Here is a 14317-nt window from a genome sequence, read left to right on the forward strand (position 1 = left end):
CACGTCGCAGGCTCGGGTAGTGGCAGATGAAACGTCGTCGTACTGGTCTTTCACGCAGATTCCGCGGCCGCAGGACATCCAGGATTGGGCACACGCAGAAGTGCTGGTTGCCGACTCGCGATTGGACCAAGGGGGCATCCGCGCCGCAGTCGATGCGGTCTTCGAAGCCAACCCCGCCCTTGGCGCCGTGTTCGAACCGCGCTGTGACCGCTGGATGGCTCGTCCGGGCGGCTCATGGACGTGGGCGGTGGAACCCCCGGGGGTCGCCGTCGCGGAGGTGATCGCGCGGCAACGCGCCTCTTTCGACATGCGCACCGGCAGGCTGTTCGCGGTGTCGTTGCTCCCCGGAGCGCCGGAACGGCTGGTGCTTACCGCCAGCCACCTCTGCGTGGACGGGCAGTCGTGGCAGACCGTGGTGGAGGACTTGATTACGGAGTACGACGAGGGTGCATTGGCGCCTGAAGCCGCGTACCACGCCTAGAAATCACGCCGAATGCTCATCGGTGTGGTGGCGGGCAGATCACCGCCGGCGAGCACCGTGCGGGCGACCGCCGTCAACGCGTGCAACAGCGCCTCCAGTTCGCCGTCGTCCAGACCGTCGAACGAATGGAGTGCCAGCATGTCGGTGGTGGCCTCGATGCGGTCCTTGAAGTCACGTCCGGCGGGTGTCAGTGATCCGTCGTCACCGAGCAGACCGCGGTCCGCAAGACTCTGTTCGCAGGCCCGCCACTCGGCATCGTCGTAGTGGCGGATCCGCTGCATGTAGTCTTGCGGCACCGCCCCGGCCGCGGCGTGCAACACGTTCGACTCCCGCCCCGAGATACCCGCGGCAACAAGCACCGCCGTGTGACCGTCGCCGCGATGCTCACGCAGCAAAGTCGCGGCATGCCACAACGTCGCAACCGGATCCGACGGCCAGGGCAGCGCGAGATTGGCCGCGAACAATGGCCGGCCGTCCAGGGGTGCCCGCTGTGCCGCGCGGGCAGCCAATTGTGCTGCCGTGCATACATTTTCATCATCGTCGGTGAGCCCGTAGCGCCGCAGCGCCGCGGCCGCCGATTCTTCGCGGGCTCGCAGCGCACGCTGCGGCCCGGCGATCTCCCAGGCCGCCGGAAGGGCCTTGGCTACCCGCGCCCGTGCGAAGTTGTAGAACACGGCCGCCACGACCTCCGGCGGCACCGGGCCCAGGGGAGCCGACCGAGCGGCGAAGTAACCCATCCAGAACCCGCGGTAACCGAGGTTGTCGAGCGCCGCGCGCGCCTCCGGCGCAAAGTACGTCACCGCGTGGATCGGCTCGAAGCGATCGTAGAACTGCCGGGCCAGCTCAGGTAGTCGTTGCATGTCTGCAGAACCTAGCCCGGCGTGAACACGACCGGTATTGCGGCCGGCGATCGGAACGCCATGCCGACGATGCTCGGGGTGGCTGCGTTTGGGTCGAGCCGCAAGTCCGGCAACCGGTCGAGCAGCGCGTTGATCGCGACCGTTGTTTCCATCCGCGCCAGGTGCATGCCCAGGCACAGGTGCGGGCCGCCACCGAACGTCAGGTGCGCGACGTTTTTCCGGGTGGGATCGAAGCGGTCCGGGTCCGGGTAGCGCTTGGGGTCCCGGTTGGCCGCCGCGACACTGACGTTGACGGTTGTTCCCGACGGAATCGCGACGCCCCCGAGCTCGCAGTCGACGACGGCTCTGCGTACCACCGAGGTGATCGGCGGCTCCCAGCGCAAACCTTCCTCGATGGCACCGCGGACCATGCCGCGATTGGTTCGCACCGTGTCGAGTAGCGCCGGCTCGGACAGCAGGGCGACCAGCAGGTTGCCCGAGGACCGGTATGTCGTCTCCACCCCGGCAGGCAGGATGAGCAGCAGGAACGCGAAGATCTCGTCGTCGGTCAGCCGTACGCCGTCGATCTCGGACTCCGCCAGCGTGCTGACCAGGTCGTCTTGTGGGTTGCGTCGCCGGCTGGCAAGAACCTCCCCGAAGTACTCCTTCAACGACGCGGAGGCGGCGATCCCACGATCCCAGTCGTAAACCACATTGAGCAGCTCGATCGAAAGTCGTTGGAAGCGAAGGTAGTCCGCCCGCGGCAGTCCCATCATGCGGGCGATCACCTGCACCGGGAACGCGAAGGTGAACTCGCGAACCAGCTCGGCGCGACCGCGCGCCGTGAACCTGTCGATGAGCTCGTGCACCACGACTTCCACCAGCTCGCTGCGCCATCGCTCCAGCAGCGCGGCCCGGAACGACGGCGACACCAGGGCCCGGCTGGCCCGGTGCTCGGCCCCCTCGAGTTCGAGCAGGGTGCGGCCCATGACGGGGCCCATCACCTGGGCGTATATCGACGAGGAAAACGTGTCCGGATGCGTGAGCACCGTCTGGCATTCGTCGTATCCGAGTACCGTCACCCCCGCCACACCGAGCGTCTGTCCGGCGGTTTCTGCGAATGGGTTGCCCAGCATCACCGGGTGCCGCGCGCGTGCGTCGCGCAGCCGGTCGTGCACGTTCTCGACCTGCATGAGCAGACCGATCTCGGGGCGGGTCAAGGTGCGCCGGCCCGGATCGTCTGTGTGTCCCGTCCGGATCGAAGCACGGTGCCCGGCGTTGCCCCGGTGGCCACGCCGTCGCGGCAGACCTCGACGCCGCCGACCCACACGCAGGTGATCCCGTGGGCGTCGGCGACCAATCGTGGGGCGCCGGCGGGCAGGTCGTAGCGGGTGCGCTCGGGCCCGTGGTCGACGGTCGCCGGGTCGAACAGCACCAAGTCGGCGTGCCAGCCGGGCGCGATCCGGCCGCGGTCCGTCAGCCCGTAGAGGCGGGCCGGCACGTCGGTGATCAGCCGCACGGCCTCTTCCAGCGTCACCACTTTGTGCTTGCGGACACCGCGGCCGAGCAGCGACGTGGTGTAGATCGCGCCGCACATCATGTCGAGGTGGGCGCCGGCGTCCGAGCCGCCGATCACGGCATGCGGGTGGTGCCACACGTCGGCCCGCAGCCGCCAGTCCGCGGCTTCATCGCCGGCCAGCGGCGGGCTGAGTCCGGTCCGCAGCTCGTCGGCGATGACGATGTCGAGCAGCGTGTCGAACGGCTCACCGCCGCGCGCGGCGGCGACGTCACCGACGGTGCGGCCGGCCGCGTCGGCGTTCTCGGGGGCGAAGGTCTCGACGACGCTCAGCCGCTCCCACTGCGCCAGACCGCGCAGCATGCCCGCCTCCTTCGAGGCAGCACCCTCGGTGAGGCGTCGTCGTACCTCGGGGTCGGCCAACGCCTTGAGCCGTTCGGGCACCGGCAGGTGCATGGTGTCGCGCCAACCCGGCAGCCCGTCGAGCACGAAGCCGGACAGGAACGAGAGCCGGATCTTCATCGCGTGCGGAAGCGTGAGCGCGACGACGCGGGCGCCGCGCTGCGCGGCGACTTCCGAGGCGCGCAGCTGCCTTTGGTGGCCGGCCGGATTCGCGGCCGACACACCCAGCAGGTTCCAGTTGAGCGGCCGGTCGGCGGCCAGCGACAGGTCGGTGAGCAGCGCGACCTCGTCGTCGGTGAAACCCGCCAGACAACCGGGGATGATCGCCTCGAGCGTCGTGCCCGGATGGTCGCCGACGGCGGCCGCCAGCGCCACCAATTCCTCCCGTGACGCGCTGCGCGACGGTACCGGCTGGCCGGCGCCGTCGTTGTGAGTCGGTGACTGCGACGTCGACAGCCCCAGCGCGCCCGCGTCCAAGGCCTCGTGCAGCACCGCGAGCATCCGCTCGATCTGCTCGGGCGTGGCCTCGCCACCGACCGCGTCGCTGCCCATCGCCGCCAGCCGGACCGCCGAATGGCCCACCAGGAAGCCGGCGTTGACGGCGATGCGGCCTTCGAACCGGTTCAGCCAGTCGCCGAACGACGACCACTGCCAGTCCAGACCGGCCCGCAGCGCGTTCAGCGGCATGCCTTCGACCCGCGCCAGCATCCGGGTGAGGTAGTCCTGTTGGTCGACCGCCGGTGCCAGCGTGAACCCGCAGTTGCCGCCGAACACGGTGGTGACACCGTGCTGCAGCGACGGACTCGCGGTCGGATCCCAGAACAGCTGGGCGTCGTAGTGCGTGTGCAGGTCGACGAAGCCCGGCGCCAGCGTCAGCCCGTGTGCGTCGACCGTCTGCGTCGCCGGGTCATCGACGTGACCGACCGCGACGATCCGCCCCGCACTGACACCGACGTCGCCACGGCGGGCGGGCGCACCGGTGCCGTCGACAATGTCGGCATCACGGATGAGTAGGTCCAGCATGGCAGCCCCCTACGTCTTAGCCAGCCATCCGTTGTCCGGCAGCTGGTGACGAAACAGCTTCGCGGCGTTGCGGTGGGTAATCCGAGCCGCGTCCTCCGCCGAAAGGCCCGCGACGTTGCGCGCGACCACCTGCTGGGTGTCGGGCCAGCTGGAGTCGGCATGCGGGTAGTCGCTTTCGACGAGGATGCGCTCGGCGCCGATCGCGTCCAGCGCACCGAATGCGTGCGGGTCGTCGATCGAGCAGAACCAGAAGTTGCGTCGCAGCACCTCGCTGGGCAGCAGGTCGCCCTTCCAGGACCCACCCTCGCGGCCCGAAGCGGAGTGTGCGAGAACGTAATTGGCCCGATCGCCGAGCATCGCCGCCCAGCCGAGCCCGCCTTCGGCCAAGGTGATGTTCAGCCGGGGGAACCGCACCGGAATGCCGGACCACAGCATGTCCGCGCAGGCGACCAGGCCGTTCACCGGAAACAACGTGGTGATCGTCTCAAAGGGGGTGTCCGGGGCGGGAATTGGCGCCCACTGGGCGGAGCCGGTGTGCAGGCACACCACGGTGTCGGTCTCCTCGCAGGCCGCGAAGAACGGGTCCCACACCCCGGTGTGCAGGCTGGGCAGGCCGCATTGGGCCGGCAGCTCAGGGAAGCTCACCGCTTTGAAGCCGCGGGCTGCGTTGCGGCGCACCTCTTCGGCCGCGAGCCGCGGGTCGGCCAGCCACGGCAGCTGCAACGGAATGATCCGCTCGGGAAAACTGCCGGCCCACACCTCGAAATGCCAGTCATTCCAGGCTCGCAGCACCGCCAGCCCCAGCTCCGGGTCGTCGCTCTTCCAGAACACGGTCCCGGCGAACCCGGCAATCAGTGAGGGGAAGTTCAGCGAAGCCCAGATGCCGGCGAGATCCATGTCGGCGATCCGGGCGTTGATGTCCCAGCAGCCGCGCCTCATCTCGTCGAACCGCGCGGCCTCCATGCTCCATTCCTCGAGTGGCCGCCCGACCACGGCGTTGAGCCCAACGTTGGGGTATTCGCGGCCCTCGTAACGCCAAACCTGGCGTCCGTCATCGGTTTCCACGATCCGCGGCGCCCGTTCGGCCAATGCCGCCGGCAGCCGGCCGGTGAACATGTTGGGTGGCTCGATGACGTGGTCGTCGACCGAGATCAGGATGTGCTGTCGTTCCCGCGGCGCAGGATCAGGCAGCAATGCCATACCTGTCGACTATCGTCCGATTTCGGCGGGTGTCAATCCTTTTAGGGCTATTAATGCTATCTATGCAAAGTTGCTTTCAGGCCAGGCGCTTGCGATGGTGGGCGTCTGGTTGGAGCAGGACGCCCTCGACGTGCTGGGAACCCTGTCGACGATCCACCGACGCCTCGATGTTGCACGCTCGCGCGCGGTTCACCCATCGACCGGCCACGTTGACCGGTTGTGTCCACCATGTGCACTGGCCGAACGCTTCCCAAACGACAATCGGTACAGGGTCATCAAGGGTGACTGCAACCAGACGATCGACGGGGTGCTGCAAGAGCTGCAACCGATCCGATGGGCGCCGACGTTCGCGTTCCTCGATCAGCAAGGCGCCGAGATCCACTGGAGAACCATCGAAAGGCTCGCACGGTTCCGCGAGAACAAGAACGGCTGGAAGACCGAGCTGTGGATCCTGATGTCGCCGACGATGATTGCGCGTGGGGTGCGCGGCACCAACGCCGAAGAGTTCGAGCAGCAGGTGTCGAAGCTCTACGGCGGCGAGGACTGGTTGCGCATCGTGCGTGCGCTACGTGCCCGGACGATCACTGCCGACGAGTACCGGCAGGAGATGGTCAACCTGCTGCGCTTCCAGCTAGAAACCATCCTCGGTTACCGCCATACTCACCGCATCCCGATGAAGATGTCGACGAACAAGATGACCATCTTCGACATGGTGTTCGCGACCGACCACGACACCGGCGATCGCATCATGCGCCACCTCTATAACCTTGCGGCGCAACGTGAGCCGGAGATGATGCGGCGAGCGCAGGCGGCCAAGGCCGAGACCGAAGCCGAGAAGGCCGGGTTGATCGGCCTCTTCCCAGCCGGGGACTTGGAGGTCAAACCGAGCAACACCCTCGGCCAGGTGCTCTGGACACCGCAGCCGACCTGGGATCCGGCGGTCCGCGACTGGTGGGAAGACGACGATGCTTAACCCGTAGCCGACGCGGGCATCTCGTCCCACAGTTGGCCGTCAAGCTCACGTCCGAACGCCTTCGGGGTGCGGCCGCCCCACTGTTTGAAGAAGAAGGGCACCTCGGCGTCGCTGCAGGCGTCGCGGATGCCGCGTGCCCAGGACAGTTCCATCGGCCGGTACCGCGGGCCCGACTCGCCACCGGCGATCACCCAACCGATGCCGGTCAGGTCGATCCCGTCGAGCGGCCCGAGCAGCGGCTCGCAGGAAAGGAACCGGACTGCTGCTGGAACCTCGCGCAAGTGGTCCACCCGTGGCAGGGCGTCGGCATTCTCCACCGACACACCCATCCACAGGTTGTCCGGCCAGTCCAGCTTCTCGGCGACGCGGCGCAGACGCAGACTGCGCTTCGTGACCACCTGGTAGGTGTGCTGGGGGGTCTGCCGACACACTTCGAACACGTCGCGGACGAAGTCCAGCGGCACCCTGGCGTGGAACATGTCCGACATCGAGTTCACGAACACCACCCGTGGACTCCGCCAGCGCCTCGGCTCGTCGAGGGCCTGCGGATGGACCGTGACTCCGAAGCCGGGGCCGGAGGTGCGAGAGTCACCGTCAGCCTGGTACTTGGCCGAGCCCATCGCCTTGAGCCGCTTGGCCAGAGTCATCGCATAGCAATGGTCGCAGCCAGCGGAGACGCGGTCGCAGCCGGTGACAGGGTTCCAGGTGGCCTCGGTCCACTCGATCGCCGATCGATCCGCCATCGTGGCCTCCTCAGCCGTTCCCGGTCCATGTCACCGTCACTCTATGGTCAGGTAGCGACGAACTCGGTGATGCAATTGTGACAGGTGTGTCACGGGGTACCGCACGGTCGTCGGCGGCAACAAGACGCGGGCCGAGATGACGGTATGCCCTGTGGGGCTGGCGGTGCGATTTGCGCCGGGCGACAGGGATCCCCGCGGTGAAGGCTGCGTTCATCAATCGAGAGATGTTGTGGCGGGCCATGACAGCGACCTGTAGCGCATCCCGGGCCGATAAGCCCGAGTGCGCGGTCTGGACCGCCTCACGTCGGTTAATCACCACATAGCGGTGACACATTTCTTGCAATACTTCGGCGTCGGTGACCGGCCGTTCGCCGGCGAAGAGCGCGGATTCCAGCAGCCGCTGCGCATCCAGCTTGTGTGGACGAGTCGACGAGGATCACCGGGCAGCTTCGGGTGGCTCGGAGTATCCACGCTCGACCTCTTCGAGCATCTGCTCAATGTCGGGGGCCGGGAACTCATAACGCGCCGCGGCGCGGACGGCGCGCAGCTTGGCGTCGAGGTCGCCGCCTGGTTCGCGCTCCCGCGCTTGGCGCAGCATACGGCGAACCCAGTCGGAGACGGTCATTCGATGCCGGCGTGCGATCTGTTGAACCTCGTCCCATTCGTCCGCGTCGAGGAGTACCTGTAGACGCTTACTCATCCTAGCGATCAGACCCGCTAGCACGGGACGCTCTGTCGAACGAACCCGCGAGGTTGGGTGAACGCCCGGATGCCCTCGGCGCCGAGTTCGCGGCCGATACCGGACTGGCCGACGCCGCCGAACGGCAGCCGTGGGTCCTGGGCCGCCATGCCATGGCAGTTGACGCTGACGGTGCCGGCGACGAGCTGGGCGGCGACTCGGTCGGCGAGCGCGTCGTCGCCGGTCCAGATCGAGGCGGTCAGGCCGAACTCGGTGGCGTTGGCCGCCGTGACGGCGTCCTCGACAGCGTCGTAGCCGAAAATCGGCAGCACCGGGCCGAACTGCTCCTCGGTAGCCAGCGGCGAGTCGGGCGCCAGATCCGTGACGACGGTCGGCAGCGCGAAGTACCCGCCGCTGTCAGCGTCCGCCTCGCGGACCCGCCCGGCTGTGCGCACCGACGCCCCGCGCGCCGCCGCGTCGGCGACCAGTGCGGCTACTCGGTCGCGCCCCGCGGCGGTGTGCAACGGGCCGAGGGTGGTCTCCTCGGCGAGGCCGTCGCCGACCACCTCGCGCTCGCAGCGGGCGAGCAGCGCCTCGGCCAGCTCGTCGACCCGATCCCTGGGGGCATACAGCCGCTTGATCGCCATGCACACCTGGCCGCTTGTCGTGTACGTCGCCGTCGCCAGCCGCTCGACCAGCTCGTCGCTGACGGTGATGTCGGGCCCGATGATCGCGGCGTCGTTGCCGCCCAGCTCAAGCAACACCGGGGTGAGCCGGGGGGCGGCCGCGGCCATGACCGCACGCCCGGTGGCGACGCCGCCGGTCAGCGAGATGACGTCGATGCCCGGATGGGCGACCAATGCTTGACCGAGTTCGCTGCCCGGGCTGGCGAGCATGTTGACCACCCCCGGCGGCAGTGCGGCGGCGAGCGCCGCGCCGAGCTGCAACGCGGCCAGCGGACAGGTCGGCGGCACCTTGACGACCGTGGTGTTGCCGGCGACCAGCGCCGAGGTCAGCTTCGTCGCCGTTAGCGACAGTGGCCAGTTGAACGGGAGCACGACCGCGGCCACCCCGAACGGCTCGCGGTGCAGCCGTGGGTAGGGCGACTGCGGGTCGATCCGTTCAGGCGCTAGCGCCGCCTCCGCCATCGAACCGATCAGTGCCGCCAAGGCCGGCCCGGTGTTGATCTCGAAGTCCGCCTCGGCGAGCACCTTTCCGTGCTCGCGGGTGTACAGCCGCGCGCCGTCGCCGCCCGCGAGTTCCTGGGCGGCCGCGGTAGCCGCGGTCGCGACGGCCGCGACTCGCTCGGCGACGGGGAGCGCGCGCCACCCTGGCAATGCGTGCCGCGCAGCGCGCACCGCGGCGTCGACCTGGCCGCGATCGGCGGCCGGCGCGTGGCCGACGATCTCGGCCGGTCGAGCCGGATTGTGGACGGGGTAGCTGCCCGCGGCGCCGGGCTGCGATTCGCCGCCGATCGTGAGCAACGCATCCGTCATCGTCGAGCTCCTTGACCTGTTGCGGTCCTGCGGCCATGGTAGGTCGATATGAAGGCCGTCGTGCTGCGCGAGGCCGGGAAGCCCCCTGCGGCGGAGGAACTGACGCTGCGGCCGCTCGCCCGCCACGAGGTCCGGGTGCGGCTGGTGGCCAGCGGCGTGTGCCACACCGACCTGTCGATACGCGACGGTCTGATACCGACCTTGCTGCCGTGCGCGCTCGGTCACGAGGGCGCCGGGATCGTCACCGAGGCGGGCGACGCCGTCACCACCGTCGCCCCGGGCGACCACGTCGTGCTGACGTGGAACGTGCCGTGCCGGCGCTGCCCGCACTGCCTGCGCGGCGAAGCCGAACTGTGCCCGCACGGCCTCAAGCACGCCTTCGGCGAGCCCTATGCCCAGAGCGCCACCGGCCCAGTGTGGCCCGAGATGGGCGCCGGCACACTGGCCGAGCAGACACTGCTACCGGCCGCGGCGGTAGTCCCGGTCAATCCGACGCTGCCGCTCGACCACGCGGCGCTGCTGGCCTGCGGGGTCACCACCGGGGTCGGCGCGGTCGTGCGCACCGCCGCCGTCCGTCCGGGCGAGAGCGTTCTGGTGGTCGGCTGCGGCGGTGTGGGTCTAGCGGCGATCCAAGGCGCCCGGCTGGCCGGCGCGGCGCCGATCATCGCCGCCGACCGGGTGGCGGGGCAGCTTCCGGCGGCGGCGGCCAACGGCGCGACCGACACGATCGACGTCGGCGACGTCGACCTCGCCACTGCTGTCCGCGACCTCACCGGCGGCGCCGGGGTCGATCACGGGATCGAGGTCGTCGGCAAGCCCGACACGATCCGGGCGACGTACGACGCCACCCGCCGCGGCGGCACCGTCACGTTGGTTGGTGCTGCCGGTATCTCCGAGACGGTAACCCTCCCGGCGTTGTCGTTGATGGCCGACGGCAAGCAGATTCGGGGCAGCGTCTATGGCGCCAGCGACCCCGCACGCGACATCCCGGTGCTCGCCGAACTCGCCGTGCGCGGTCGGCTGGATCTCGAGGCGCTCGTGACGCGGCGGATCGGGATCGACGACGTCGAGGCGGCGTTCACCGATATGGCCGCGGGGCGCGGAGCGCGTAGCGTGGTCTGCTTCAGCGACACCCCGTGAAAGGACGCCGAGCAGACGCAAAGGCCCCCAGATTCGGCACGAATCAGGGGCCTTTGCGTCTGCTCGCGCCAAAAACTCAGCGCGAGAACATGATTGCGCGCTTGACCTCTTGGATCGCCTTGGTCACTTCGATGCCGCGGGGGCAGCTTTCGGTGCAGTTGAACGTGGTTCGGCAGCGCCACACCCCGTCGACCTCGTTGAGGATGTCGAGACGCTCGGCGGCGGCCTCGTCGCGGCTGTCGAAAATGAAGCGGTGCGCGTTGACGATCGCCGCCGGGCCGAAATAACTGCCCTCGTACCAAAAGACCGGGCAGCTGGTGGTGCAGCACGCACACAGGATGCACTTGGTGGTGTCGTCGTAGCGAGCGCGGTCGGTGGGACTTTGGATCCGCTCCCGAGTGGGCGGGTTACCCGTGGTGATCAGATAGGGCTTCACCGCGCGGTAGGCGTCGAAGAACGGCTCCATGTCGACCACCAGGTCCTTCTCGACAGGCAGTCCGCGGATCGGCTCGACCGTAATGGTTAGCGGCTTTCCCGGCTTTTTTGGCAGCAGGTCGCGCATCAACACCTTGCAGGCCAGCCGGTTAACCCCGTTGATCCGCATGGCATCCGAGCCGCACACCCCGTGGGCGCAGGATCGCCGGAAGGTCAACGTGCCGTCCAGGTAGCCCTTGATGTAGATCAGCAGGTTGAGCAACCGGTCGCTGGGCAGGCAGGGCACCCGAAAGCTTTGCCAGCCGCCGGTGTCTGCGAACGCGTCGGGGTCGTCGGGATTGAACCGGGCGATCTTGACCGTCACCATAACCGCGCCTTCGGGAATCGGCGGCAGGGGTGGCTCCAGAGTCTCGACCTCGGCAGTCATCAGTACTTCCGTTCCTTCGGTTCGTAGCGGGTCTGCACGACGGGCTTGAAGTCCAGCCGGATGTCGCTGAGCAGGTCGGTGCCTTCCTTATCGGCCCCAATTTCCTTGTATGCCATGGTGTGGCGCATGTAGTTGACGTCGTCGCGGTTGGGATAGTCCTCCCGGGCATGCCCGCCACGGGATTCCTTGCGGTTCAACGCACCTACCACCGTCACTTCGGCCAACTCCAGCAGGAAACCCAGCTCGATGGCCTCCAGCAAGTCGCTGTTGAAGCGTTTTCCCTTGTCGTGCACGGTGATTCGGGAATACCGCTCCTTCAGAGCGTGGATATCCGTCAAAGCCTGCTTCAGGGTTTCCTCGGTGCGAAACACCGCGGCGTTGTTGTCCATCGTCTGCTGCAGGGCGCCGCGGATGTCGGCCACGCGCTCGTTGCCATGCTCGGACAGGATGTCGCTCACCCAGCCGACGACCATCGCCGCCGGGTCGGGAGGCATGTCGGTGAAGTCGTGGCCCCGCGCGAAGTTGGCTGCGGCGATGCCGGCCCGACGACCGAAGACGTTGATGTCCAGCAGCGAGTTGGTACCCAGCCGGTTGGCGCCGTGCACCGACACGCAGGCGCACTCGCCGGCCGCGTATAGGCCGGGGACGGTATTGGTGTTGTCGCGCAATACCTGCCCGGTGACCGTGGTCGGGATGCCGCCCATCACGTAGTGACACGTCGGGTAAACCGGGACCAGTTCGTGCACCGGGTCCACGCCGAGGTAGGTGCGGGCGAACTCGGTGATGTCGGGCAGCTTGGCTTCCAGCACCTCCTCACCGAGATGGCGGACGTCGATGTAGACGTAGTCCTTGAGCGGTCCGGCGCCGCGGCCCCCCAGAACTTCCAGCACCATCGAGCGGGCGACGATGTCGCGGGGCGCCAGGTCGACGATCGTCGGGGCGTAGCGCTCCATGAAGCGCTCGCCCTCGCCGTTGAGCAGTCGGCCGCCCTCGCCGCGAACCGCTTCGGAGATCAAGATGCCCAGGCCGGCCAGGCCGGTCGGATGGAATTGGTGAAACTCCATGTCTTCCAACGGAAGTCCCTTGCGGAAGACGATGCCGATGCCGTCGCCGGTGAGCGTGTGCGCGTTGGAGGTGGTCTTGTACATCCGGCCGGAGCCGCCGGTGGCGAGCACGATGGCCTTGGCGTGGAAGACGTGGATCTCGCCGGTGGCCAGTTCATAGGCCACCACCCCGGTGGCCACCGGGCCGGTGGGGGTCTGCGTCAAAGCCAGGTCGAGTGCGTAGAACTCGTTGAAGAACTCCACGTCGTGCTTGACGCAGTTCTGGTAGAGCGTCTGCAGGATCATGTGGCCGGTACGGTCGGCCGCGTAGCAGGCCCGCCGTACCGGGGCCTTGCCGTGATCGCGGGTGTGCCCGCCGAACCGGCGTTGGTCGATGCGGCCCTCGGGGGTGCGGTTGAACGGCATCCCCATCTTTTCCAGGTCGAGCACCGCGTCGATGGCTTCCTTGCACATGATCTCCACGGCGTCCTGGTCGGCGAGGTAGTCGCCGCCCTTGACGGTGTCGAACGTGTGCCATTCCCAGTTGTCGTCTTCGACGTTGGCCAGCGCGGCGCACATGCCGCCCTGGGCGGCCCCGGTGTGGCTGCGGGTGGGATACAGCTTGGTCAGCACCGCGGTGCGAACGCGCGGACCCGCCTCGACCGCCGCGCGCATTCCGGCACCGCCCGCCCCGACGATCACCACGTCGTATCGGTGTTGCTGGATCACGGCCGCCGCCGACGATGCAGTGGGGGCACCCCCAGCCGCGAGGCGGCGAGGGGGACGCAGCGATGAGGTGGGGGTGCCTCCCGCTTGCGGGGGAGAGGTGGCGAAATCAATGGAGGCCTCTCAAGAGATGTTCGGGTTGAACGTGACCAAGATGTAGGTGCCCAGCATCAGCGTGAACGTCATCGACACCGCCAGCAGCGCGTTCAGCCAGAATCGGGTGATGTTCTTGCGGCTGTAGTCGTCGATGATGGTACGGATGCCATTGCCGCCGTGCAGTTGCGCCAGCCACAACAGCAGCAGGTCCCAGGTCTGCCAGAACGGCGATGCCCAGCGTTGCGCCACGAAGTTGAAGTCGAGGCGGTATACGCCGTTGTCCCACATCAGCATGATGAACAGGTGGCCGATTGCCAGGAACACCAGCACGATTCCGGAGAACCGCATGAACAGCCAGGCGAATTTCTCGAAGTTGGGGATGCCGGCCCGACGTCGCGGTGACCTGGGGTTGTCCAGGCTGGCCGGGCGATCGTAGCTGCGCTGCCGTACCGGCGCGATCTGGCCGCGGCCGAGCTGAAGGTCGGGTGTGCTCATCGGAAGTGCTCCCACATGTGAACGCCAATGACCACTCCTGCCATAACCAGCAGGAGTAGGAACACGACGCCGATAATCCACAGCATCAGCCGCTGGTGGCGGGGGCCCTCCGACCAGAAGTCGATCAGAATGACCCGAATCCCGTTCAGCCCGTGGAAAAGCACCGCAGCCACCAGGCCGTATTCCATTAGCCCGACGATCGGGGTTTTATATGTCGCAAGCACCGCGTTGTATGTCTGGGGGCTCACCCGCAGCATCGCGGCGTCCAGGACATGGACAAACAGGAAGAAGAAAATTGTCGCGCCGCTGATGCGGTGTAGCACCCATGACCACATACCGGGATCGCCCCGATAGAGGGTACGAGGTGGTCGCCGCTTGCGTCGTGATCCAGCGGCAGTGGCCGGATCCGCGGTTGTCGTCGTTGTCCTCACCCCTTCAAAACCACCGTCAAAACGCCAAAATAACCAGCTTTGGCCGGGCAATCGAGCTTAACTTGACCAGGTTGCGGGTGGTACCGAACAGTCGGATCGAAAGGCGTGTGTCTTGTAACGACAATTGCGGAGTTAGGGTGGGCTTTCTTTAGTCGACGCACCGGTGAGCAGG

At 67.6% G+C, this 14317-nt stretch carries 14 protein-coding genes and 1 pseudogene; 3 read left to right on the plus strand and 12 right to left on the minus strand.

The window, feature by feature from the left end:
- The first annotated feature begins 19 nt into the window (after nucleotides 1-19).
- The gene (locus AADZ78_RS05910; RefSeq protein ID WP_085251066.1) at nucleotides 20-481 is read left to right on the plus strand and encodes a hypothetical protein; all 462 of its coding nucleotides are present in this window, start codon (nucleotides 20-22) and stop codon (nucleotides 479-481) included.
- Here the strand turns inward: AADZ78_RS05910 and AADZ78_RS05915 are convergent.
- The 4 genes from AADZ78_RS05915 to AADZ78_RS05930 are packed head-to-tail and all read right to left on the minus strand — an operon-like array spanning nucleotide 478 to nucleotide 5461.
- The gene (locus AADZ78_RS05915) at nucleotides 478-1341 is read right to left on the minus strand and encodes an SCO6745 family protein (RefSeq protein ID WP_085251065.1); all 864 of its coding nucleotides are present in this window, start codon (nucleotides 1339-1341) and stop codon (nucleotides 478-480) included. The genes AADZ78_RS05910 and AADZ78_RS05915 overlap by 4 nt on opposite strands.
- An 11-nt stretch (nucleotides 1342-1352) precedes the next feature.
- Entirely contained in the window at nucleotides 1353-2513 is a 1161-nt protein-coding gene (locus AADZ78_RS05920) for a cytochrome P450 (RefSeq protein ID WP_085251064.1), read from the minus strand.
- Nucleotides 2514-2536: 23 nt separating this feature from the next.
- Entirely contained in the window at nucleotides 2537-4261 is a 1725-nt protein-coding gene (locus tag AADZ78_RS05925; protein ID WP_085251063.1) for an N-acyl-D-amino-acid deacylase family protein, read from the minus strand.
- Nucleotides 4262-4270: 9 nt separating this feature from the next.
- Nucleotides 4271-5461: an amidohydrolase family protein gene (locus AADZ78_RS05930; protein WP_085251062.1), complete on the minus strand. Its 1191-nt coding sequence runs from the start codon at nucleotides 5459-5461 to the stop codon at nucleotides 4271-4273.
- Between AADZ78_RS05930 and tcmP the strand changes: the two genes are divergently transcribed.
- Nucleotides 5391-6434: a three-Cys-motif partner protein TcmP gene (gene tcmP / locus AADZ78_RS05935; RefSeq protein WP_239656782.1), complete on the plus strand. Its 1044-nt coding sequence runs from the start codon at nucleotides 5391-5393 to the stop codon at nucleotides 6432-6434. The genes AADZ78_RS05930 and tcmP overlap by 71 nt on opposite strands.
- Here the strand turns inward: tcmP and AADZ78_RS05940 are convergent.
- The 4 genes and pseudogenes from AADZ78_RS05940 to AADZ78_RS05955 all read right to left on the minus strand — a co-directional run bounded on the left by AADZ78_RS05940 (nucleotide 6431) and on the right by AADZ78_RS05955 (nucleotide 9352).
- On the minus strand, nucleotides 6431-7177 hold the full coding sequence (locus tag AADZ78_RS05940) for a DUF5131 family protein (protein ID WP_085251060.1): 747 nt from the start codon (nucleotides 7175-7177) through the stop codon (nucleotides 6431-6433). The two genes, tcmP and AADZ78_RS05940, sit on opposite strands and share 4 nt — an antisense overlap.
- 289 nt (nucleotides 7178-7466) lie before the next feature.
- Nucleotides 7467-7589: pseudogene (locus AADZ78_RS28945) on the minus strand (VapC toxin family PIN domain ribonuclease); the annotation flags it as partial.
- 24 nt (nucleotides 7590-7613) lie between these two features.
- Complete coding sequence (locus AADZ78_RS05950) at nucleotides 7614-7877, minus strand: ribbon-helix-helix protein, CopG family (protein WP_085251084.1); 264 nt, start codon at nucleotides 7875-7877, stop codon at nucleotides 7614-7616.
- Nucleotides 7878-7894: 17 nt separating this feature from the next.
- Entirely contained in the window at nucleotides 7895-9352 is a 1458-nt protein-coding gene (locus AADZ78_RS05955; protein WP_085251059.1) for an aldehyde dehydrogenase family protein, read from the minus strand.
- 48 nt (nucleotides 9353-9400) lie between these two features.
- On the opposite strand from AADZ78_RS05955, the gene AADZ78_RS05960 reads away from it, so the two are divergent.
- Entirely contained in the window at nucleotides 9401-10492 is a 1092-nt protein-coding gene (locus AADZ78_RS05960) for a zinc-binding dehydrogenase (RefSeq protein WP_085251058.1), read from the plus strand.
- A 76-nt stretch (nucleotides 10493-10568) separates the two neighbouring features.
- On the opposite strand, the gene AADZ78_RS05965 is transcribed toward AADZ78_RS05960, so the two are convergent.
- From AADZ78_RS05965 to sdhC, 4 genes are all read right to left on the minus strand, one after another.
- Nucleotides 10569-11354, minus strand: a complete 786-nt coding sequence (locus AADZ78_RS05965; protein WP_085251057.1) for a succinate dehydrogenase iron-sulfur subunit — start codon at nucleotides 11352-11354, stop codon at nucleotides 10569-10571.
- The gene (sdhA, locus tag AADZ78_RS05970) at nucleotides 11354-13126 is read right to left on the minus strand and encodes a succinate dehydrogenase flavoprotein subunit (protein ID WP_085251056.1); all 1773 of its coding nucleotides are present in this window, start codon (nucleotides 13124-13126) and stop codon (nucleotides 11354-11356) included. Before sdhA ends, AADZ78_RS05965 begins: the two co-directional genes overlap by 1 nt.
- 120 nt (nucleotides 13127-13246) lie before the next feature.
- Nucleotides 13247-13714, minus strand: coding sequence for a succinate dehydrogenase hydrophobic membrane anchor subunit (locus tag AADZ78_RS05975; RefSeq protein WP_085251055.1), 468 nt, complete (start codon nucleotides 13712-13714; stop codon nucleotides 13247-13249).
- On the minus strand, nucleotides 13711-14049 hold the full coding sequence (gene sdhC / locus AADZ78_RS05980; RefSeq protein WP_239655243.1) for a succinate dehydrogenase, cytochrome b556 subunit: 339 nt from the start codon (nucleotides 14047-14049) through the stop codon (nucleotides 13711-13713). Before sdhC ends, AADZ78_RS05975 begins: the two co-directional genes overlap by 4 nt.
- Nucleotides 14050-14317 lie beyond the last annotated feature (268 nt).

This window comes from Mycobacterium riyadhense (assembly GCF_963853645.1).
GTDB classification, from domain to species: Bacteria; Actinomycetota; Actinomycetes; order Mycobacteriales; family Mycobacteriaceae; genus Mycobacterium; species Mycobacterium riyadhense.